This window comes from Burkholderia pulmonis, from assembly GCF_984667975.1.
On the sequence record NZ_OZ480186.1, the window covers coordinates 1795666 to 1816747 of the forward strand.

The 21082-nt window shown below is 65.8% G+C and carries 17 protein-coding genes; 14 read left to right on the plus strand and 3 right to left on the minus strand.

Going from position 1 to position 21082, the window contains the following annotated elements:
• Positions 1-266: 266 nt before the first annotated feature.
• The 4 genes from AC5LXK_RS08405 to AC5LXK_RS08420 all read left to right on the plus strand — a co-directional run bounded on the left by AC5LXK_RS08405 (position 267) and on the right by AC5LXK_RS08420 (position 6799).
• Positions 267-2189: a PrkA family serine protein kinase gene (locus AC5LXK_RS08405; RefSeq protein ID WP_493391154.1), complete on the plus strand. Its 1923-nt coding sequence runs from the start codon at positions 267-269 to the stop codon at positions 2187-2189.
• 125 nt (positions 2190-2314) lie between these two features.
• A complete protein-coding gene (locus AC5LXK_RS08410) occupies positions 2315-3583 on the plus strand; it encodes a YeaH/YhbH family protein (protein ID WP_493391155.1) in 1269 nt (422 codons plus the stop codon).
• Positions 3580-5259, plus strand: a complete 1680-nt coding sequence (locus tag AC5LXK_RS08415; RefSeq protein WP_493391156.1) for a SpoVR family protein — start codon at positions 3580-3582, stop codon at positions 5257-5259. The genes AC5LXK_RS08410 and AC5LXK_RS08415 overlap by 4 nt, the downstream gene beginning before the upstream one ends.
• 235 nt (positions 5260-5494) lie before the next feature.
• Positions 5495-6799 carry an MFS family transporter gene (locus AC5LXK_RS08420; RefSeq protein WP_493391157.1) on the plus strand — a complete coding sequence of 435 codons (1305 nt, stop codon included), beginning with the start codon at positions 5495-5497 and terminating at the stop codon, positions 6797-6799.
• A gap of 78 nt (positions 6800-6877) precedes the next feature.
• Here the strand turns inward: AC5LXK_RS08420 and AC5LXK_RS08425 are convergent, their stop codons facing one another.
• Complete coding sequence (locus tag AC5LXK_RS08425; protein ID WP_493391158.1) at positions 6878-7798, minus strand: LysR family transcriptional regulator; 921 nt, start codon at positions 7796-7798, stop codon at positions 6878-6880.
• Between the two features lie 101 nt (positions 7799-7899).
• On the opposite strand from AC5LXK_RS08425, the gene AC5LXK_RS08430 reads away from it, so the two are divergent.
• The 9 genes from AC5LXK_RS08430 (at position 7900) to AC5LXK_RS08470 (ending at position 17413) form a co-directional block, all read left to right on the plus strand.
• The gene (locus AC5LXK_RS08430; protein WP_493391159.1) at positions 7900-8937 is read left to right on the plus strand and encodes an agmatine deiminase family protein; all 1038 of its coding nucleotides are present in this window, start codon (positions 7900-7902) and stop codon (positions 8935-8937) included.
• Positions 8938-8982: 45 nt separating this feature from the next.
• The gene (aguB, locus tag AC5LXK_RS08435) at positions 8983-9897 is read left to right on the plus strand and encodes an N-carbamoylputrescine amidase (RefSeq protein WP_493391160.1); all 915 of its coding nucleotides are present in this window, start codon (positions 8983-8985) and stop codon (positions 9895-9897) included.
• Between the two features lie 10 nt (positions 9898-9907).
• Positions 9908-11020: a polyamine ABC transporter substrate-binding protein gene (locus tag AC5LXK_RS08440; RefSeq protein WP_493388422.1), complete on the plus strand. Its 1113-nt coding sequence runs from the start codon at positions 9908-9910 to the stop codon at positions 11018-11020.
• A 67-nt stretch (positions 11021-11087) separates the two neighbouring features.
• A complete protein-coding gene (locus AC5LXK_RS08445; protein WP_493388423.1) occupies positions 11088-12200 on the plus strand; it encodes an agmatine deiminase family protein in 1113 nt (370 codons plus the stop codon).
• Between the two features lie 151 nt (positions 12201-12351).
• Positions 12352-13860 carry an agmatine deiminase family protein gene (locus AC5LXK_RS08450; protein WP_493388424.1) on the plus strand — a complete coding sequence of 503 codons (1509 nt, stop codon included), beginning with the start codon at positions 12352-12354 and terminating at the stop codon, positions 13858-13860.
• Between the two features lie 277 nt (positions 13861-14137).
• Positions 14138-14830 carry an alpha/beta hydrolase gene (locus AC5LXK_RS08455; protein ID WP_493388425.1) on the plus strand — a complete coding sequence of 231 codons (693 nt, stop codon included), beginning with the start codon at positions 14138-14140 and terminating at the stop codon, positions 14828-14830.
• 224 nt (positions 14831-15054) lie between these two features.
• Positions 15055-15870 (plus strand): ABC transporter substrate-binding protein, encoded by an 816-nt coding sequence (locus AC5LXK_RS08460; RefSeq protein ID WP_493388426.1) that lies wholly within the window; start codon positions 15055-15057, stop codon positions 15868-15870.
• 92 nt (positions 15871-15962) lie between these two features.
• Positions 15963-16685, plus strand: coding sequence for an amino acid ABC transporter permease (locus AC5LXK_RS08465; protein ID WP_493388427.1), 723 nt, complete (start codon positions 15963-15965; stop codon positions 16683-16685).
• Between the two features lie 2 nt (positions 16686-16687).
• Complete coding sequence (locus AC5LXK_RS08470) at positions 16688-17413, plus strand: amino acid ABC transporter permease (protein ID WP_493388428.1); 726 nt, start codon at positions 16688-16690, stop codon at positions 17411-17413.
• A 69-nt stretch (positions 17414-17482) separates the two neighbouring features.
• Here AC5LXK_RS08470 and AC5LXK_RS08475 read toward each other — a convergent pair whose 3' ends face one another.
• Both AC5LXK_RS08475 and AC5LXK_RS08480 read right to left on the minus strand, forming a co-directional pair.
• Complete coding sequence (locus tag AC5LXK_RS08475; RefSeq protein ID WP_493388430.1) at positions 17483-18748, minus strand: M23 family metallopeptidase; 1266 nt, start codon at positions 18746-18748, stop codon at positions 17483-17485.
• Positions 18749-19087: 339 nt separating this feature from the next.
• Positions 19088-19735: a TetR family transcriptional regulator gene (locus AC5LXK_RS08480; RefSeq protein ID WP_493388431.1), complete on the minus strand. Its 648-nt coding sequence runs from the start codon at positions 19733-19735 to the stop codon at positions 19088-19090.
• 149 nt (positions 19736-19884) lie between these two features.
• Here AC5LXK_RS08480 and AC5LXK_RS08485 point away from each other — a divergent pair, with 149 nt between their 5' ends.
• Positions 19885-21081, plus strand: coding sequence for a MexX/AxyX family multidrug efflux RND transporter periplasmic adaptor subunit (locus AC5LXK_RS08485; RefSeq protein WP_493388432.1), 1197 nt, complete (start codon positions 19885-19887; stop codon positions 21079-21081).
• The last annotated feature ends 1 nt before the right edge of the window (position 21082 follow it).

Here is a 21082-nt window from a genome sequence, read left to right on the forward strand (position 1 = left end):
GGGGGAAGCGGCGACGTCGGATGTGTCCAACGCACAAGACGTTCTGTCGTTCGACGAGACGCGACGGATGCAGTTTCTGCGACTCGGGAGAACGATTGTAAAACGACGAAATGCGTTGTCCAAGCGGTGTTGTCGAGAATGACGAACTTCATACGAAGAGTTCGTGAAAAAAAATAAGAAAGGGTTTAGGATGAATTCGAACGCGCTTGCTTCTGCGCAGTCGTACGAAGGCAGGCACGTCTTCAGACTCAGGCGAGGGAGGTAGCATGGATATTTACAGCAGCTTCGCGAACCGCTTCGAAAAAACGCGAGAAGAAGAGCTCTCGCTTGAGGAGTATCTCGCGCTCTGCAAGAACGATCCATCCGCGTACGCGACGGCTGGTGAACGCATGCTGGCAGCAATCGGGGAACCTGAACAGATCGATACCCGCAACGATCCGCGCCTGTCGCGCATCTTTGCGAACAAGGTCATCAAGGTCTATCCGGCATTCCGTGAGTTCTACGGAATGGAGGAGGTGATCGAGCAGGTGGTCGCGTATTTCCGCCACGCTGCGCAAGGGCTTGAAGAGAAGAAGCAGATCCTCTATCTGCTGGGCCCGGTGGGCGGCGGCAAGTCGTCGATCGCCGAGCGTCTGAAGCAACTGATGGAGCGCGTGCCGTTCTATTCGCTGAAGGGTTCGCCCGTCAACGAATCGCCGCTCGGGCTGTTCGACTACGACGAGGATGGTCCGATCCTCGAGGAACAGTACGGCATTCCGCGCCGCTACCTGAAAAGCATCCTGAGTCCGTGGGCCGTCAAGCGCCTGCACGAATACAACGGCGACATCCGCCAGTTCCGCGTGGTGCGCCGCTATCCGTCGATCCTGCGTCAGGTCGGCATCGCGAAGACGGAGCCGGGCGACGAGAACAACCAGGACATCTCGTCGCTGGTCGGCAAGGTCGACATCCGCAAGCTCGAACAGTATGCGCAGGACGATGCCGACGCGTACAGCTACTCGGGCGGCCTGTGTCTCGCGAACCAGGGCCTGCTCGAATTCGTCGAAATGTTCAAGGCGCCGATCAAGGTGCTGCACCCGCTGCTCACTGCCACGCAGGAAGGCAACTTCAAGGGTACTGAAGGTTTCGGCGCGATCCCGTTCGACGGCGTGATCCTCGCGCACTCGAACGAATCGGAGTGGAAGGCATTCCGCAACAACCGCAACAACGAGGCACTGCTCGACCGGATCTTCGTCGTGAAGGTGCCGTACTGCCTGCGCGTGTCGGAAGAGACCAAGATCTACGAGAAGCTGATCCGCAACTCGTCGCTGGCCGAGGCCGTGTGCGCGCCGGGCACGCTGAAGATGATGTCGCAGTTCTCGGTGCTGTCGCGCCTGCACGAGCCGGAGAATTCGAGCCTGTTCTCGAAGATGCAGGTGTACGACGGCGAAAACCTGAAGGACACCGATCCGAAGGCGAAGTCGTATCAGGAGTATCGCGACTACGCGGGCGTGGACGAAGGGATGACGGGCGTGTCGACCCGCTTCGCGTTCAAGATCCTGTCGCGCGTGTTCAACTTCGATTCGAGCGAGGTGGCTGCCAACCCCGTGCACCTGATGTACGTGCTCGAACAGCAGATCGAACGCGAGCAGTTCCCGCCGGAAATCGAGCAGAAGTACCTATCCTTCGTGAAGGACGTGCTCGCGTCGCGCTACGCGGAGTTCATCGGCAAGGAGATCCAGACGGCTTACCTCGAATCGTATTCGGAATATGGCCAGAACATCTTCGACCGCTACGTCACGTACGCGGACTTCTGGATCCAGGATCAGGAATTCCGCGATCACGATACGGGCGAGAGCTTCGACCGTGCCGCGCTGAACGCGGAGCTGGAGAAGATCGAGAAGCCGGCGGGCATCAGTAATCCGAAGGATTACCGCAACGAGATCGTGAACTTCGTGTTGCGTGCACGGGCGGCGAATGCCGGCAAGAACCCCGTGTGGACGAGCTACGAGAAGTTGCGCGTCGTGATCGAGAAGAAGATGTTCTCGAACACCGAGGAACTGTTGCCGGTGATTTCGTTCAACGCCAAGGGTTCGGCGGAGGAGCAGCGCAAGCATGAGGACTTTGTGAACCGGATGGTCGCGAAGGGCTATACGCCGAAGCAGGTGAGGCTGCTTTGCGACTGGTACCTGCGCGTGCGCAAGTCGTCATGACGCGCGCGGTACCGCGCCCGTACGGCGAGTCCGTACGGGCGCTCTCAGAGACGCCGCCCGCATGACGGCAGACGGCATGCGCGGCGAGCGTCCCGGCAGATCGACTTTCGAGCGGGAGACCGGGAGTGCTTCATCAAATCATCGACCGCAGGCTGGCCGGCAAGAACAAGAGCATCGCCAATCGCGAACGCTTTCTGCGTCGCGTCAAGAACTACATTCGTCGTGCCGTGTCCGACGCGGTGCGCGACCGTAGCATCAAGGATATCCAGAGCACGCAGAGCATCACGATCCCGCGCAAGGACATCGCGGAGCCGAATTTTCGGCACGGGCCTGGCGGGCGTCGCGAGTACGTGCACCCCGGCAACGAGGACTACGTGCGCGGCGACAAGATCCCGCGCCCGCAGGGCGGCGCGGGTGGCGGCGGCAGTCAGGCGAGCAACGAGGGCGAAGGGCAGGACGACTTCGTGTTCGAGTTGTCGCGCGACGAGTTCATGCAGTACTTCTTCGACGATCTCGAACTGCCGCGCCTCGTGAAAACACACCTGCTCACGGTGCCGAGCTGGAAGAACGTGCGCGCGGGCTGGTCGGCGGAGGGTACGCCGAACAACATCGACGTCGTGCGTTCGCTGCGCAGCGCGCTCGGCCGGCGCATCGCGCTCGGTTCGCCGCTCGTCAACGAATTGCGCGAGCTCGAGGCACGGCTCGAAGCGCTGAAGAACGACCCGGAAGACCGCCGCACGGAAATCGCGACGCTCGAGGCCGAGATCCATCACCTGAAAGGGCGCATCTGGCGGATTCCGTTCATCGATCCGTTCGACCTGCGCTACATCAACCGCGTGAAACAGCCGCAGCCGTCGAGCCAGGCCGTGATGTTCTGCCTGATGGACGTGTCGGGCTCGATGGACGAGCAGCGCAAGGATCTCGCGAAGCGCTTCTTCATCCTGCTGTACCTGTTCCTCAAGCGCAACTACGAGCGCATCGAGGTCGTGTTCATCCGTCACCACACGCGCGCCGAGGAAGTCGACGAAGAAACCTTCTTCCATTCGACGGAGAGCGGCGGCACGGTCGTGTCGAGCGCGCTCGAACTGATGCGCAAGGTGATGAACGAACGCTACTCGCCGACCGAGTGGAACATCTACGGCGCGCAGGCGTCCGACGGCGACAACTGGACCGACGATTCGCCCAAGTGTCGCAAAATCCTGGAAGAGGATATCCTCACGAAGACGCGTTACTTCGCGTATATCCAGGTCGCGCCGGAAGAGCAGAACCTGTGGCTGGAATACGCGCAACTGGCGTTGTCGCAGCAGCATCTCGCGATGAAAAAAGTGGAATCGGCTGCCGACATTTACCCGGTGTTTCGCGAATTGTTCGAAAAGCAGGTGGAAACGTCATGACGACCCGCCATCTGCACAACGAGTCGCGCGGCTATGAGCCGCGCCCTTCCGGCGACGATACGGCCGGCCCTGCCGCAGCGCAGCAACGCGTGCAGGCCGAACCGCCGCCGCCGGCCGCCGACTTGCCCGGTTCCGGGCAGAAGGAAGCGCGTATGAACGTTGCCGAACGCAAGCCGCTGCCGTGCCCGTCCGACTGGACGTTCGAACTGCTCGAGGAATACGACACGCACATCTCGCAGGTCGCGGAGCAATACGAGCTCGACATCTACCCGATCCAGCTCGAACTGATCAGCGCCGAGCAGATGATGGACGCGTATGCGTCGGTCGGGATGCCCGTCAACTACCGTCACTGGTCGTTCGGCAAGCACTTCCTCGCGACCGAGAAGAGCTACCGCCGCGGCCAGATGGGCCTCGCGTACGAAATCGTCATCAATTCGAATCCGTGCATCGCGTACCTGATGGAAGAGAACACGATGACGATGCAGGCGCTCGTCATCGCGCACGCGGCGTACGGACACAACTCGTTCTTCAAGGGCAACTACCTGTTCCGGCTGTGGACCGACGCGCACGCGATCATCGACTATCTCGTGTACGCGAAGAATTACGTCGCCGAATGCGAGGAGCGCTACGGCCTCGATCGCGTCGAGGAACTGCTCGATTCGTGCCATGCGCTGATGAATTACGGCGTCGACCGCTACAAGCGCCCGCAAAAGCCGTCGCTGTCGAAGGAATCGGCGCTGCGTCGCGAGCGCGAGGCGTACCTGCAGTCGCAGGTAAACGAGCTGTGGCGCACGCTGCCGGGCAAGAAGCCCGAGCTGATGGAAGAGCAGGAAGACCGTTACCCGCCCGAGCCGCAGGAAAACCTGCTGTATTTCGCGGAGAAGAATGCGCCGCTGCTCGAGCCGTGGGAGCGGGAAGTGATCCGCATCGTGCGCAAGATCGGCCAGTATTTCTATCCGCAGCGGCAGACGCAGGTGATGAACGAAGGCTGGGCGACGTTCTGGCACTACACGCTGCTGAACACGCTGTACAACCAGGGGAAGCTGGAAGACGGCTTCATGATGGAGTTCCTGCATTCGCACAGCAACGTGGTCTACCAGCCGCCCGTCACGAAGCCGTACTACAGCGGGATCAACCCGTATGCACTCGGTTTCTCGATGATGAGCGACATCCGGCGGATCTGCGAAGCGCCGACGGAAGAGGACTACAAGTGGTTTCCGGAAATCGCGGGCACCCCGTGGCTGCCGGCGATGCACTATGCGATGCGCAACTTCAAGGACGAAAGCTTCATCGCGCAGTACCTGTCGCCGAACCTGATCCGCGAGATGCGGCTCTTTTCGGTGCTCGACGACGACATGCGCGATTCGCTCGAGGTATCGGCGATCCACGACGATTCCGGCTACCAGTACGTGCGGCAGGCGTTGTCGCGACAGTACGACATCCATCACCGCGAGCCGAACATCCAGGTGTGGGCCGTCAACACGCGCGGCGACCGCAGCCTCACGCTGCGCCACTTCATGACCGACAACCGCCACCTGTCGAACGACAGCGACGAAGTGCTCAAGCACATGGCGCGGCTCTGGCAGTTCGACGTGTACCTGGAAAGCGTCGACGAGGCCGGCACCGTGCGCAAGCGCTACGAGTGCCGCTACGTGCCGCCGGAGGTGCGCGTCTGATCGACGCGGCCGGAAATGTTTGCATCGGACGCCAGCCTGCGGGCTGGCGTTTTCATATGACGAACGCGTGGCAGGAGAAAATTTTTCTACATCCGGACGAACCCGGAGGGCCTGTTACTTTACATTTCGCTAAAATCCCGTAGCGCCGTGCGCCCGGAACCGGTGCCACGTGCGACCGCACGCGGCGGCCCCGAGCCGTCTCGCCCAGAAAGCACTATAAGGAACAGACCAATCCATGGACGTCCAGACCGACCAAGCTGCGCTGTCCGCGCATGACACCCGGCGGCGCGTGTTCGCCATCGTCGGCGCCTCATCGGGCAACCTCGTCGAGTGGTTCGACTTCTACATCTATTCGTTCTGCGCGCTGTACTTCGCACCGGCGTTCTTCCCGAGCGGCAACACGACGACGCAGCTGCTGAACACGGCCGGCGTGTTCGCGGCCGGCTTCCTGATGCGCCCGATCGGCGGCTGGCTGTTCGGCCGCATCGCCGACCGTCACGGCCGTCGTGCGGCGATGATGATCTCGGTGCTGATGATGTGCGGCGGGTCGCTCGTGATCGCGGTGCTGCCGACCTACGCGCAGATCGGCGCACTCGCGCCGGCGCTGCTGCTGGTCGCGCGCCTGTTCCAGGGCCTGTCGGTGGGTGGCGAATACGGTACGAGCGCAACCTACATGAGTGAAGTCGCGCTGAAGGGCCGCCGCGGCTTCTTCGCGTCGTTCCAGTACGTGACGCTGATCGGCGGCCAGCTGTGCGCGCTGCTGGTGCTCGTGATCCTGCAGCAGACGCTGTCGACGGGCGAACTGAAGGCGTGGGGCTGGCGCATTCCGTTCGTGGTCGGCGCGGCGGCCGCGCTGATCTCGCTGTACCTGCGGAAATCGCTCGACGAGACGTCGACGAGCGCCTCGCGCGACAAGAAGGACGCCGGCACGATCCGCGGCGTGTGGCAGCACAAGGGCGCGTTCTTCACGGTGGTCGGCTTCACGGCCGGCGGCTCGCTGATCTTCTACACGTTCACGACGTACATGCAGAAGTACCTGGTGAACACGGCCGGCATGCACGCGAAGACGGCCAGCAACGTGATGACCGTCGCGCTGCTCGTCTACATGCTGATGCAGCCGGTGTTCGGCGCGCTGTCCGACAAGATCGGCCGCCGCACGTCGATGATCCTGTTCGGCACATTCGCGGTGATCGGCACGGTGCCGCTGATGCACACGCTGAAGACCGTGACGAGCCCGGTGGCGGCGTTCGTGCTGATCACGATCGCGCTGGCGATCGTCAGCTTCTACACGTCGATCAGCGGCCTGATCAAGGCCGAGATGTTCCCGCCGGAAGTGCGCGCGATGGGCGTCGGCCTGTCGTATGCGGTGGCGAACGCGATCTTCGGCGGCTCGGCGGAATACGTCGCGCTGTGGTTCAAGTCGATCGGCAGCGAGGAAACGTTCTACTGGTACGTGACCGTGCTGTGCGCGATCTCGCTGATCGTGTCGTGGCGGATGCGCGATCCGAGCAAGGAAGGGTATCTGCGCCACGAGCCGTGATCGGCTGCGCATCGTGCGCATCGGCATCATGACGAACGTCCCGCCATCTGGCGGGACGTTTTTTTTGCGGCGCGTGATTTACGCGAGCGGTGGGGTGGGCGCCCGGTCTGCGGCGCTCGATTGCCGGCCTTGCTCGACCAGCCAGTCGAACATCCGCTCGACGATCGGCGAGCGCGACGGGCCTTCCATCCGCGACAGCCACCACGTGGTGCCGGGCAGTTGCGGGTAATCGGCGAGCACGGTCAGCGTGCGCTGGTCGAGGCAGGCCTGCGCGACGAGGCGCGGCAGGCACGCGATGCCGCGGCCGCGCAGCACGGCGTCCAGCACGAGCCGCTGATCGTCGTAGATCGCGTGCATCCGGAAGCCCGACAGCCGCTCGCGAAACACGGTCGCCATGCGCTCGTCGGTCAGGCTCGCTTCGAGGCAGACGAGCCCAGCGTGCTGCGGGTGCTCGGCGCGCGGCAGGCGGGCGAGCTGTTCGGCCAGCGGCGTCGCACATACCGTCACCCACTCGTCGCGCATGAACGGGATGTCGAGCAGGCCCGGCTGCAGCATCGGCCGCGTGCCGATCGTCATGTCGACGTCGATCTCGTCGACGTAACGCGCGGTTTCGTCGGTCGACAGCAGTGGGCACAGCTCCGGCAGCACCTGTTGCAGCTGCTCGAGGCGCGGCTGCAGCCAGCCGTGCAGCAACGGCGCGGGGCACACCAGCACGACGAGCCCCGGGTTCAGGTAGGTCGCGATGCGGTCGAGCCCGCCGCGCAACGTGTCCATCGCGCGTTGTACGCTGCGCTGCAGGACCTCGCCGGCGATGGTCAGCTCGACGCCGCGGCCGCGCCGGCGGAACAGCGGCTGTCCGAGTTGCGCTTCGAGCTGCTGGATCTGATGGCTGATCGCGGACTGCGACAGGTGCAGCTCGTCGGCCGCGCGCGAGAAGTTGCCCAGCCGGGCCGCGGCTTCAAAGCCGCTCAGCAGTTTCAGGGACGGAACGCGTTGCATCGAGATATGAGTTGAATTGATTGATTCGGCCAATAAATATCAATATTCATCAAGTTTAACCTGACGCACAATCGGTCATCAATCACAACGGAGTCGGATCGATGGGTCGCTTTGATGCTCGCCAGCGCGGTTACCGGATGCCCGCCGAATGGGAAACCATGTATGCCACGTGGCTTGGGTGGCCGGTTCTCGAAGACCGTGAGGACCTGTGGGGCACGCATTACGCGCAGGTTTGCCGCGAATTCGCGCTGGTCGCGCGGACGATCGCGCGTTACCAGCGCTGCGTGGTCGCGGTGCACCATGGCCAGGCCGACGCCGCGCGCGAGTTGCTGGGCGCGAGCGTCGACGTGCTGCCGGTGGCGGCCGAGGACAACTGGCTGCGCGACTGCGGGCCGATCTTCCTCGTGAGCGAACGGCAGGGGCTCGGCGCGGCCGTCTTCCGCTTCAACTGCTGGGGCGAGAAGTACCAGCCGTACGACGGTTGCCAGCAGGCCGGACAGGACATCGCGCGCGCGGCCGGCGCCGAGATCTTCAATTCGCACATGGTGCTGGAGGGCGGCTCGTTCTACGTCGACGGGCAGGGCACGCTGGTCACGACCGAAAGCTGCCTGCTGCACCCCAACCGCAACCCGCACCTGAGCCGTGCGGAGATCGAGGCGGAGCTGCGTCGCATGCTGGGCGTCGAGAAGATCGTGTGGCTGCCGGGCAACCCCGACGAAGTGGAAACGAACGGGCACGTGGACGGCATCGCGTCGTTCATCGCGCCGGGCCGGATGCTGTGCCAGACCGCGGCGCCGGAGCAGGGCGACTATTTCCGCGTGATGCGCGAGAACCGCCGTGCGCTGGAGCTCGCGACCGATGCGGCCGGGCGCCGTTTCGAGCTGCTCGACCTGCCGTCGCCGATCGTCAGCGAACGCTTCGGTTCGGAGCGCTACTGCGACTGCTATGCGAACTACATTCTGGTGAACGGCGCGGTGATCGTGACCGCGTTCGGCGTCGAGCAGGACGAAGCCGCGCGCGATGCGTTCGGTCGTGCGTTCCCGGGGCGCAAGGTGGAGATGCTGCCGATCCCGACGCTGTCGATCGGCGGCGGCAGCATCCACTGTTCGACCCAGCAGCAGCCTTCCGTCGCGCGCTGAGCGACGCTACATCAGCGGTTTCCGGTCCCATCGAGGAGCAACGCAATGCCGTCCAAACACATCACCGTCGCCGCCGTGCAGATGGCGTCGGGCAGCTGGAATTTCGAAGACAACATGGCCACCGCGGAGCGCCTGATCCGCGCGGCCGCCGCACAGGGTGCGAATCTCGTGCTGTGCCCGGAGCTGTTCGCGATGCCGTACTTCTGCCTCGACCAGAACGTGCAGCATCTCGAACACGCGCAACCGTTCGAGGGCAACGCGCTGATTGCCCGGTTCGCGGCGCTGGCCGGCGAGCTCGGCATCGTGCTGCCGATCGGCTTCTTCGAGCGCGCGGGCAACGCCGCGTACAACTCGATCGCGGTGGCGGATGCGGACGGGCGCGTGCTCGGCGTCTACCGCAAGACGCATATTCCGGACGGGCCGGGCTATACGGAGAAGTTCTATTTCACACCCGGCGACACGGGCTTCAAGGTGTGGGATACGCGCTTCGGGCGGATCGGCATCGGCATCTGCTGGGACCAGTGGTATCCGGAGACGGCGCGCAGCCTCGCGCTGATGGGCGCCGAGATCCTGTGCTTTCCGACCATCATCGGCTCGGAGCCGTTCAGCAGCGAGTTCGATTCGGCCGGCCACTGGCAGCGCACGATGCAGGGCCACGCGGCGGCCAACATGGTGCCGGTCGTGGCGGCGAACCGGATCGGCCGCGAGGTCGGCTTCGGCAACGGCAATCCGCAGCAGCAGGGGCTCACGGGCGTGTTCTACGGGTCGAGCTTCATCGCGGACCACACCGGCGAGAAGCAGGCCGAGGCGAACCGTACCGAGGAAGCCGTGCTGGTGCATACGTTCGACCTCGACGCGATCCGTGCCGACCGGCAATCGTGGGGTTTTTTCCGCGATCGCCGCCCGGAGATGTATCGCACGTTGCTGACCAGCGACGGCGTGTCGTCCTGTTATCGATAAGGAATCCGCGATGAAACGGAATGGATGGCTGCGCGTCGCGGCGTCGGGCCTCGCGCTGTGCGTGCTGGCCGGCGGCGCCCGCGCCGACGAAGAGAAAGTGCTGAACCTGTACAACTGGAGCAACTACTTCGCGCCGGATACGGTGTCCGCGTTCGAGAAGGAAACCGGCATCAAGGTGCGCTACGACGCGTACGACAGCGACGAGACGCTGCAGTCGAAGCTGCTGACCGGCAACAGCGGCTACGACCTCGTGTGGCCGACCAACGACTTCATGGCCAAGCAGATCCAGGCCGGCGTGTACCGCAAGCTCGACAAGAGCCGGTTGCCGAACCTGAAGTATCTCGATGCATCGCTGCTGAAGCAGATGGCGCAATCGGATCCCGGCAACCAGTACGGCGTGCCGTACATGTGGGGCACCGTGGGCGTCGGCTACGACCGCGCGAAGGTGAGCGCGATCCTCGGCAAGGACATGCCGGCCGACAGCCTCGATCTGCTGTTCAACCCGGCGATCGCGGCGCGCGTTGCCGCGAAATGCGGGCTGGGGCTGCAGGACTCCGCGAGCACGGTGTTGCCGCTGGCGCTGCGCTACATCGGCCGCGATCCGATGCATCCGTCCACGCAGGATTACGCGGCCGCGCAGGCGATGCTGATGAAGGTCCGGCCGTTCATCCGCGAGTTCGTCGGTTCGTCCGACGCCAACGAGCTGATCGACGGCGAGCTGTGCGTGACGATCGGTTTCTCCGGCGCGATCAACCTGGCCGCGCAGAAGGCGAAGGCGCGCGATCCGAAGCGCGACATCGTGTACGACATCCCGCGTATCGGCACCCTGATGTGGTTCGACGCGATGGTGATTCCGGCCTCGGCGAAGCATCCGGACAACGCGCATGCGTTCATCAACTACATCCTGCGTCCGGACGTGATCGCGAAGATCTCGAATTCGACACGCTATGCGAATGCGAACCAGGGTGCGCTGAAACTGATGGATCCGGCGCTGGTGCGCAATCCGGGCATCTATCCGGACGAGGCGACTCGGCGCACACTGTTCACGCCGATCGCCGAGTCGCCGGCCGCGATGCGCGTGGAAGGCCGGACCTGGCTCGGCTTCAAGACCGCGCGGCCATAACGGCCCGCGCTGAAACAATCGAAGTAACCGAAGTAACGAAGTAACCGGCAAGCGAAAGAGGAATGCCATGACCACACGACGTCAACTGTTGAAACGCGGCCTGTCCGTATCGGGCGCGGCGCTGGCCGCCAGCGCGATGGGCGGGTTGTTCGGCCGCGCCGCGCAGGCGCAGCAGGGCGCAACCTGGCACATGCCGGACGAAGGCGCGCCGCACACGGCGACCTGGATGGCGTTCGGCCCGAGCGAGGACATCTGGGGCAGGCGTCTGTTGCCGGTGGCACGCGAGAACCTCGCGGCGATCGCGAAGGCGATCGCCGCGCACGAGCCGCTCAAGATGCTGGTGCGGGAGCAGGACTATGCGATCGCATCGCGGCTGTGCGGCTCGTCGGTCGAGCTCGTCCAGCATCCGGTCGACGACCTGTGGATGCGCGACACGGGGCCCGTGTTCGTGAAGAGCGCGTCGGGCCAGCTCGGCGGCGTGAGCTTCAATTTCAACGGCTGGGGCAACAAGCAGGAGCACGACCAGGACGCGGAGGTCGCGCCGTTCGTGGCCGAGCGCGCCGGTGCACGGCTGGTCGACACGAAGCTCGTGCTGGAAGGCGGCGGCATCGAGGTGGACGGCGAGGGTACGGCGATCATCACGCGCAGCTGCGTGCTCAACTCGAACCGCAATCCGGGCGTCAGCCAGGCGCAGTGCGAGGCCGAACTGAGCCGCCTGCTCGGGCTGAAGAAGATCATCTGGCTGCCCGGCATCGCAGGCAAGGACATCACCGACGGGCACACCGATTTCTACGCGCGCTTCACGAGCCCGGGCGTCGTGGTGGCCGGGCTCGATACGGATCCGTCGTCGTATGACCATGCGGTGACGCGACAGCATCTGGAGATCCTGCGGAAATCCACCGATGCGAAGGGGCGCCCGCTGAAGGTCGTCGTGCTGCCGGGGCCGAAGACCGTTCGGCACGCGTACGAGAATGCGGAGTTCGCGGCCGGCTACATCAACTTCTACGTGTGCAACCGCGCGGTGATCGCGCCGCAGTTCGGCGACAGCCGCGCCGACCGCAATACGCGCGACACGCTCGTCGACCTGTTTCCCGGCCGCGAAGTCATCCAGCTGAACATCGACGGCATCGCCGCGGGCGGCGGCGGCATCCACTGCACCACGCAACAGCAGCCGGCCTGAGCACGGCGCCGGGCCGGCCTGCATGACCGGCCCGCATGCTGCCTTCATTTTCCAGTCTTTCCGGACTACTGAAAACCATGCGGAATCCGTCTCGCGGGACGGAAGCCGGCGCGCACGCATGCGCGCCGGCCGCACAACGGAGTTGAAATACATGACGAAGCAAGACATCCGCGTCCGTGCGGGCAAGCGCGCGCGGCACGTGCCGGATACCGGCCGACGCGGATTCATCCGGTGGTCGGCCGCGTGGCTCGGCATGCCGCTGCTGGGCAGCCTGGCCGCTTGCGGCGGTGGCGACGGCGCGTCCGACGCGGCTTCCGCGCCGCATACGACGCCGTCGGCGCGGCAGGCCGTGTACCGGCTACCGGCCGAAGACGCGCCGCACGCGTCGACCTACATGGCCTTCGCGTCCGGCGCGGACGGCATCTGGACACCCGTCACGCCGCAGAGCACGGACGCCGGCATCGACCGCGTGCGGGCCGACCTGATGGACGTCGCGAAGGCGATCGGCGCCACCGAACCGGTGAACATGCTGGTGCTGCCGGCCGATCTGGACGCAGCCCGCGCGTTGCTCGCGACGGCGAGCGTCGCGAATCCCGACCTGCATGCGCGTTACGTGGCGCGCGGTGCAGGCATGGGGGGAATCAACCTCGTGCCGCTCGCCGACGGTTTCAACGATTTCTGGGTGCGCGATACGGGCTGCGTGTTCGTTCGCGACACGGCGAACGGCAATGCGCTGAACGCGGTCGGCTTCAATTTCAACGGCTGGGGCAACGCGAATACCGACGGCGCCGGCCTGAGTGCGGGGACGACGATTCCGCCGGCGCTCCTGGCCGCGAGCAACCGGTCGAAAGCGGGCAAGTTCTTCCAGGCGTTCAGCCAGGACAACAGGGTGGCGGGCTGGATGGCGCAAACCCAAGGCGCGAACCTGGTCCGCAGCACGTTGACGCTCGAAGGCGGCGCGATCGAATTCGACGGCGACGCGACGGCGATCCTCACCGAGTCGGCCGTGCTGCACGTGAACCGCAATCCTCAACTGTTCGACATCCCGAACGGCGCGATCGCCAACGCGACGCTGCTGCCGACGGCGAGAGATACCGTGCTCGCCGAGTTGCAGCGCACGCTCGGCGTGCGGAAGATCATCTGGCTGCCGGGCACGGCGACCTATCCGCGCGGCGCCGGTGTGGGTGGCGCGGGCGGTGCGGCGGCACCGGCGGCCGAGAGCGACATCACGAACGGGCACGTCGATTTCTACGCGCGCTTTCTCGCACCCGGCGTGGTCGCGTGCTGTTACGACGCGTCGAACTCGACCGGCGAACGCGCATTGACGGATGCCAACCGGCAACGCCTGGCCGGCCAGACCGATGCGAACGGCCGGCCGCTGCAGGTCATCGAGCTCGTGCCGCCGGTCAGTTTCGGCACGTCGGCAGGCACGACGCTGAACGAGCGGCAGATGTCGCATTTCGCGGCCGGCTACATCAACTTCTACACGTGCAACGGCGCGATCGTCATGCCGAAGTTCAACGTCGCGGCGGCGGATGCGGCCGCGGTCGCCGCGATCCGGCCGTATGCGGGGAGTCGCGCGATCGTGCAGATCGACATCCTCGGCATTGCGTCGGGCGGCGGCGGCATCCACTGTTCGACCCGGGAAGTGCCGGCATGAGCGCGTCGCGTCATATCGATATGGAAATCGATTCGTTGTCCGTGGCGATCGATTTCCGTAATCTGGACGTGTAGTTCGTGTGACACCTCCTTGACTGGGATTCGCGCCCGCTGCTTGCAGCGGGCGTCTTTTTTTGTGCGCTGCATCTCACGCCGGCCCCGGCGGGGTTGGCCGCGCGCGGCGGCTCGCCTATGCTGGTTGCTGCGTGTCCACGCGGCGGTCCGGATCGGCCGGGCCGGTGACGGTTCGATGACATGCCACATCAAGGAGAGTCACGATGAGCAAACCCGCGATCGTGCTCGTGCACGGCTTTTGGGGCGGCGCCGCGCACTGGGCAAAAGTAATCGTCGAACTGGCGCGCAAAGGCCATGTGTCGCTGCACGCGGTCGAAATCCCGCTGACGTCGCTTGCCGACGACGCCGAGCGCACGCGCAAGATGGTGGCGCAACAGGCCGGCCCCGTGCTGCTGGTCGGCCATTCCTACGGCGGTGCGGTGATCAGCGAGGCCGGCAACCTGCCGAACGTCGCGGGCCTCGTGTTCATCGCCGCGTTCGCGCCGGACGCGGGCGAAAGCCCGGGCGGGATCACGCAGGCACACCTGCCGGCGGCTGCGCCGAATCTCGCGCCCGACAGCGACGGCTATCTGTGGCTCAAGCCCGACAAGTTCCACGAGAGCTTCTGCCAGGATCTTTCGTCGGACGAAGCGCTCGTGATGGCCGTCACGCAGAAGGCGCCGCTGGCGAGCACGTTCGCGGACACCATCAGTACGCCCGCATGGCGTTCGAAGCCGTCGTGGTACCAGATCTCCAGCGAGGACCGGATGATCGCGCCGGAGAACCAGCAGCGGATGTCGGCGCGGATGGACGCACGCAAGGTCATCACGCTCGATGCGAGCCATGCGTCGCTGGCGTCGCAACCGGCGGCGGTCGCCGCGCTGATCGACGAGGCCGCAACGGCGCTCGCCGGGTAACGCGCGGGAGCGGGGCATGGCGGGAAGGGCGCCGCGCGATGCCGCGCCCGCGGCCCGCCTGCCTCATCACGAAACCCGCAGAGCAAAGCACCATTTGTTGGTTCGGATTCGCCGCACGCGCTGATACGTTAGCGGCTTCGCGACGACACACTCCGTCGCGATGTTCTTCGAACCGGGCCGCCGCGCGATCCGCGGCGGCCTTCATAACAAAACAGGTCGTGCTCATGAAATTCCACACTCTCGCTACGTGGCTCGTCGGGGCTGCGCTCGTTACCGCCGGCACCGTCGCGCATGCGGACCGTCTCGATGACATCAGGAAGGCCGGCGTGCTGCGCGTCGCGACGTTCGACAGCAACCCGCCGTTCGGCTATGTCGACGGCAAGAGCAATCACATCGTCGGCCTCGACATCGACTATGCGAAAGCACTTGCCGACAAGCTCGGCGTGAAGTTGCAGCTGCAGCCGACCAACCCCGCGAACCGCATCCCGTTCCTCACGTCCGGCAAGGTCGATCTCGTGCTGGCGAACTTCACGATCACCGACGAGCGCGCGAAGCAGGTCGACTTCAGCATTCCGTATTTCTCGTCGGGCCAGCAGTTTCTCGCGAAGAAGGGCGTGCTGAAAGCGGCCGACCAGCTGAACGGCCTGCGCGTCGGCGCGGACAAGGGCACGACCAACGAGATCACGCTGCGCGAGAAATTCCCGAAAGCGACGATCGTCGCGTACGACGACACGCCGTTCGCATTCGCCGCGCTGCGCGCCGGCAACGTGCAGGCAATCACGCAGGACGGCCCGAAGCTGATCGGCCTGCTCGCGAACGTGCCCGACAAGCAGAACTACGAGATCCCCGCGTTCACGATCTCGAACGACTACATGGGCGTCGGCGTGCCGAAGGGCGAGACGCGCCTGCTCGGCTTCGTCAACGACACGCTGAAGGGCCTCGAGGCGAACGGCCGTGCAACGCAGATCTACGACGCGTGGTTCGGGCCGACGACGAAGACGCCGCTCACGCGCATCTTCCGGATCGGCGACAAGACCTGACCTGCGCTGTACGCACGCCGCGACCGGCCGGAACATCGGCGTCGCGGCGTTTTTCGTTTTCATCCGATCGCGCGCCTCGCGCACTCCACAGCATGCTCGGGTTGGCTCCCAAATATCTGTCCTGGCTCTGGCAGGGCTTCCTGCTGACACTCGGCCTCGCGGCCGCGTCGGCCGTTGCGGCGACCGTCGGCGGGCTGCTGCTCGCCGTCATGCGCCATGCGCGCGGCACGGCGCCGCGCATGGCCGCCACCGCGTACGTCGTTGCGTTCCGCAATACGCCGCTGCTCGTGCAGTTGCTGTTCTGGTATTTCGGTGTCGCGTCGTTGCTGCCCGACACGTGGATCGCGTGGCTCAATGCACGCCATGCCGTCAGCGCGGGCCCGTTCACGCTCGCGTGGCCGTCGTTCGAATTCGTTGCAGGCTGGGTCGGGTTGAGTGCGTATACGGCCGCGTTCGTCGCCGAGGAGTGCGAGGCCGGCCTGCGCGGCGTGCGGCGCGCGCAACATGACGCGGCCGCCGCGCTCGGCCTCACGCCGATGCAGTCGCTACGCTACGTGGTGCTGCCGCAGGCCGTGCGTATCGCGTTGCCGCCGTTGTTCGGCCAATACATGAATCTCGTGAAAAACTCGTCGCTCGCGATGGCGATCGGTGTCGCCGAGCTGTCGTATGCATCGCGGCAGGTCGAGACGGAGACGTTCAAGACGTTTGCCGCGTTCGGCGTCGCGACCTTGCTGTACATCGCCGCGGTGGCCGCGATCGAGGCCGGCGCGTATGCGGCGACGCAATGGCGTGACCGGCTCGGAGCGGGGCGCTGACGATGGACCTGTCGCTGCTTCTCTCCAATCTGCCGTACCTGCTCGTGGGCGCGTTCCCGGAAGGCCCGCTCGGCGGGGCCGCGCTGTCGCTGGTGCTGGCGATCGCGTCCGCCATCGCGTCGGCCGTGCTCGGCGTGGCGCTCGGTGTCGCGATGGCGCTCGCGCGCGGCCCGGCGCGCGTGGTGCTGCTCGCGTTCATCGGCTTCTTCCGCGCGATTCCGGTGCTGATGCTGATCTTCTGGACGTATTTCCTGATGCCCGTGCTGTTGCACATGGATGTGCCGGGACTCGCGACGGTCGTGTGCGCGCTCGCGCTGATCGGCGGTGCGTATCTCGCGCATGCGGTGCATGCAGGCATCGTCGCCGCGGGCGACGGGCAATGGCAGGCCGGGCTGTCGCTCGGCCTCACGCGCTGGCAGACGGTGCGCTACGTGCTGCTGCCGCAGGCGATCCGGATCATGACGCCGTCGTTCGTCAACCAGTGGGTCGCGCTCGTGAAGGATACGTCGCTCGCGTACATCGTCGGCGTGCCGGAGCTGTCGTTCGTCGCGACGCAGGTGAACAACCGGCTGATGGTGTATCCGGCGCCGATCTTCCTGTTCGTCGCGGTGATCTATCTGGTGCTGTGCACGTCGCTCGACGGCGCGGCGCGCTGGCTGCTGTCGCGCCGCCCGCGCGCGGAACGCGTCGCGCAAGCGGCTGCCGAATACACCGAACCCGCGCGGTAACGGCGCACCGCGGCCGCGGCGAGCGGCCGGCGAAACGTCAGCGCGTCGCCGCCGCGGGCGGCACGTGCGTCACGACGCCGAGTAGTGCGTGTTGAAGACCGCGCGCAGCGTCGACTTGTCGATCGCGAAATCGCCCCACAGCGGGCCGTCGTTCAGCGCGAACGCGAACGGCGCCGTACTGATCGACGCCAGGCGGAACCGCCATTGCGCGGCTTCCTGGCGGAACGCGGTGAGCTGCATGTCGGACAGCGCCGTCTGCGCGCTGGCGAGCGTGACGAGCGGGTCGACCGGATCGTTCGCGACACGCACCTCGAAATGCAGGTGCGGGCCCGTCGCGGCGCCCGTCATCCCGACCGAGCCGATGCGCTGGCCCTGCTTCACGGTTTCGCCGGTCTTGAGCCCGCGGGCGAATGCGGACAGGTGCGCGTAGTAGGTCGAATAGCCGTCCGCATGATCGACGATCACGTAGTGGCCATAGCCGCCCGGATCGGTGCCGACGAACGACACGACGCCGTCGGCCGCCGCGTCGACGGGCGTGCCGCTCGGCGCGGCGAGGTCGACGCCCGTGTGGAACGCCATCGCCTGCGACAACGGATGAATGCGCTCGCCGAAGAACGAGCTGATGCGCGTCCACTTGACCGGCATCGTGAACGCGGCGGCTTCGAGCGGCGAGCCGTCGAGCGTGTAGTACGCGCCATGCTCGGCGCCCGGCGCGCGGAACCAGATCGCGCCGAACGTGCGGCCGGCGACGCGCAGCTCGAGCGCGGTGAGGCGCGGCGTGCCGCCGTTCGCGTCGAACGCGAGGCGGTAATAGTCGCCGCGCTGGGCACTTGCACGCATCGCGACCTTGCCGGTCACGAGATCGCCGAGCTGGATGCGCACTTCGGGCGGTACGTCGAGGCGGTTCAACGTATCGGACAGCGTGAGCTCGATATCGCCTGCGCGCATGCCGTGCTGGTTCTCGGGCGGCGCGAACTGGAACAGGCTCGCATAGCCGAGCATGTCGTTGCGATGCGCGCTGAGCGGTGCGAACAGGCCCGGCTGCAGGCTGCGGTCGTTGCGGTCGGCGTGTTCGTTGCGCTCGCCGATCGTGCGCGCGAGTTCGCTCGTCACGAAATGCTGCGCGGTGGGAAACGGCGTATCGGACAGCACGCGCTGCGGCAGCGCGGCCGTGCCCGAATCGACGGCGCCGGGCAGTTGCGACACGGCCGGCAGCGCAGCGGCGAGGCCGAATGCGGCGAGGGCGCCGAGCACGGCGGCCGGCACGAGCGCGCGCACGACGCGCTGCGCGCGGCCGGGCGCGAAAGCATCAGGGGTAGCGGCTGACTTGACCAAGGTGTCCACATCCAGGAAAGCGGTTCAAAGGGGTGTGGGCAGGGGCCGCCGGCGGCAACATCCGTCGAGCGGAGACGGGGCGGGCGGCGGGCGTGCAACAAAACAGGCCCCGCCAGGGGCCCGTGTCGTTTCCGTTCGACCCAACGCGCGGGGCGGGCCCGCTTCGAACGGCGGCGTGCATACCGGGTCGTACCCGGTTATCACGAAGACGCTAAAGAAAGATGACAGCGTCAGTCTACCGATGTTCCGCGAAACGTTAAAAATTTTAAAGGGGGTCAACTCATTCGTTTCGCAGTGCGGTAAATCGGGTTAAATCAGCATTTGTTACGACGTTTTTCGTCAGTCTGGCAATTTTTGCGCGCGGCCGTGCAATGCGGCCGACGTGCGAACGGTATCGAAGCCGGCGTCGAGCATCGCTTCGGCGTCGTTCCACAGGTTGCCGCGCAGCCGGTTGGTCCAGATCATCGACGCGAATACGCCTTCGAGCAGCGACACGAGATAGACGGCGGCCAGGTGCACGTCGAGATCGGCGGCGAGTTCGCCGGCCGTGATCGCCCGCCGCAGCAGTGCCTTCGTGATTCGCAGCATCTGCAATTCGAGCAGCATGCGGCGCCGCTGCAGCGCGCCGTTTTCCTCGCTCTGCTCGCACTTCGTATAGAGAATCACGAGCACGCGCTGCATCGGGCCCGGCTCGCCGCATTCCTGCAGATAGTGCGACGCGGCGCGCCGCAGCGTGGCGAGCGGCGGCAGCCCGTCGCCCGCGTCGAAACCTTCCGACGTGCGCGCGAACGCGCGGTCGCACATCGCCAGACACACTTCCATCTTGTTGCGGTAGTGGCCGTAGACGGCGCCGCGCGACATCCCGGCAGCCTCCGCGAGATCCGCCATCGCGGTTTGCGCGACGCCTCTTTCGAGCAGCACGAGCTCGGCGGCGTCGAGGATCCGGTGCTTGATGGCGAGCGATTCTTCCCGGGTCTTGCGGGCCATGGCGTGAATTTCCTTACAGTTCGCTGTCGTTTTATTGAGACAGTGTGTCGGTCAGTTTGAAACAGCGTTTAATTAATCAGTCGTGACTGATTATAATCGGCCACCCTGAGCCGCCGCATTTTATCGGCGGTGAACGATCCGAGGTCACTATGAATAACAATCGCTCCCTGTCGCGCCACCGTCTGGCGCCGTTCGCGTTGGCGGCCGTGCTGGCCCTGACCGGATGTGGAAAGGGCGACAAGGATGCCGCGCCGGAGACCGCGAAGCAGGCTACCGTCGTGACGGTGCATCCGACGGCCGTGCCGATGACGGTCGAGCTGCCGGGCCGGCTCGACGCATTCCGGCAGGCGGAAGTGCGCGCGCGGGTCGCGGGCATCGTCACCGCGCGTACTTACGAGGAAGGCCAGGAAGTGAAGCAGGGCGCGGTGCTGTTCCGCATCGATCCCGCGCCGCTGAAGGCCGCACGCGACGCCGCGCAGGGCGCGCTCGCGAAGGCGCAGGCCGCCGCGCTCGCGGCGACCGACAAGCGCCGCCGCTACGACGATCTCGTGCGCGATCGCGCGGTGAGCGAGCGCGACCACACCGAGGCCGTCGCGGCCGACACGCAGGCGAAGGCCGAAGTCGCTTCCGCGAAGGCCGAGCTCGCGCGTGCGCAGTTGCAGCTCGACTATGCGACCGTCACCGCGCCGATCGCGGGTCGTGCGCGACGTGCGCTCGTGACCGAAGGCGCGCTCGTCGGCCAGGACCAGGCGACGCCGCTCACGACCGTCGAGCAGCTCGATCCGATCTACGTGAACTTCTCGCAGCCGGCCGCCGATGTCGATGCGCTGCGCCGCGCGGTGAAGAGCGGGCGGGCGACGGGCATCGCGCAGCACGACGTCGCGGTGACGCTGCTGCGCGCCGACGGCACCGCGTATCCGCTGAAGGGCAAGCTGCTGTTCAGCGATCTCGCGGTCGACCCGACCACCGACACCGTCGCGATGCGCGCGCTGTTCCCGAATCCGGAGCGCGAACTGCTGCCCGGTGCGTACGTACGGATCGCGCTCGACACGGCGGTCGACCAGCGGGCGATCCTCGTCCCGCGCGACGCGCTGCTGCGCACGACCGACCGCACGTCGGTGCGCGTGGTCGGCACGAACGGCAAGGTCAAGGACGTCGAGGTCACGGCCGACCAGATGAGCGGCCATGACTGGCGCGTCACGCGCGGCCTCGCGGGCGGCGAGCGCGTGATCGTCGACAACGCCGCGCAGTTCGCGCCCGACACGGCCGTCAAGCCCGTCGAGAAGGCGCCGCCGCAGGCGGCGCCGGCAGCGGCCGCTTCGCAGGCGGCCGCCCGTCAAACCTGAC

Coding starts and splice junctions, on each gene's coding strand:
- AC5LXK_RS08440 (WP_493388422.1), top strand. CDS start 9,908: ATGAAACGGAATGGATGGCTGCGCGTCGCGGCGTCGGGCCTCGCGCTG.
- AC5LXK_RS08480 (WP_493388431.1), bottom strand. CDS start 19,735: ATGGCCCGCAAGACCCGGGAAGAATCGCTCGCCATCAAGCACCGGATC.
- AC5LXK_RS08415 (WP_493391156.1), top strand. CDS start 3,580: ATGACGACCCGCCATCTGCACAACGAGTCGCGCGGCTATGAGCCGCGC.
- aguB (WP_493391160.1), top strand. CDS start 8,983: ATGCCGTCCAAACACATCACCGTCGCCGCCGTGCAGATGGCGTCGGGC.
- AC5LXK_RS08450 (WP_493388424.1), top strand. CDS start 12,352: ATGACGAAGCAAGACATCCGCGTCCGTGCGGGCAAGCGCGCGCGGCAC.
- AC5LXK_RS08460 (WP_493388426.1), top strand. CDS start 15,055: ATGAAATTCCACACTCTCGCTACGTGGCTCGTCGGGGCTGCGCTCGTT.
- AC5LXK_RS08405 (WP_493391154.1), top strand. CDS start 267: ATGGATATTTACAGCAGCTTCGCGAACCGCTTCGAAAAAACGCGAGAA.
- AC5LXK_RS08430 (WP_493391159.1), top strand. CDS start 7,900: ATGGGTCGCTTTGATGCTCGCCAGCGCGGTTACCGGATGCCCGCCGAA.
- AC5LXK_RS08445 (WP_493388423.1), top strand. CDS start 11,088: ATGACCACACGACGTCAACTGTTGAAACGCGGCCTGTCCGTATCGGGC.
- AC5LXK_RS08465 (WP_493388427.1), top strand. CDS start 15,963: ATGCTCGGGTTGGCTCCCAAATATCTGTCCTGGCTCTGGCAGGGCTTC.
- AC5LXK_RS08485 (WP_493388432.1), top strand. CDS start 19,885: ATGAATAACAATCGCTCCCTGTCGCGCCACCGTCTGGCGCCGTTCGCG.
- AC5LXK_RS08470 (WP_493388428.1), top strand. CDS start 16,688: ATGGACCTGTCGCTGCTTCTCTCCAATCTGCCGTACCTGCTCGTGGGC.
- AC5LXK_RS08425 (WP_493391158.1), bottom strand. CDS start 7,798: ATGCAACGCGTTCCGTCCCTGAAACTGCTGAGCGGCTTTGAAGCCGCG.
- AC5LXK_RS08420 (WP_493391157.1), top strand. CDS start 5,495: ATGGACGTCCAGACCGACCAAGCTGCGCTGTCCGCGCATGACACCCGG.
- AC5LXK_RS08455 (WP_493388425.1), top strand. CDS start 14,138: ATGAGCAAACCCGCGATCGTGCTCGTGCACGGCTTTTGGGGCGGCGCC.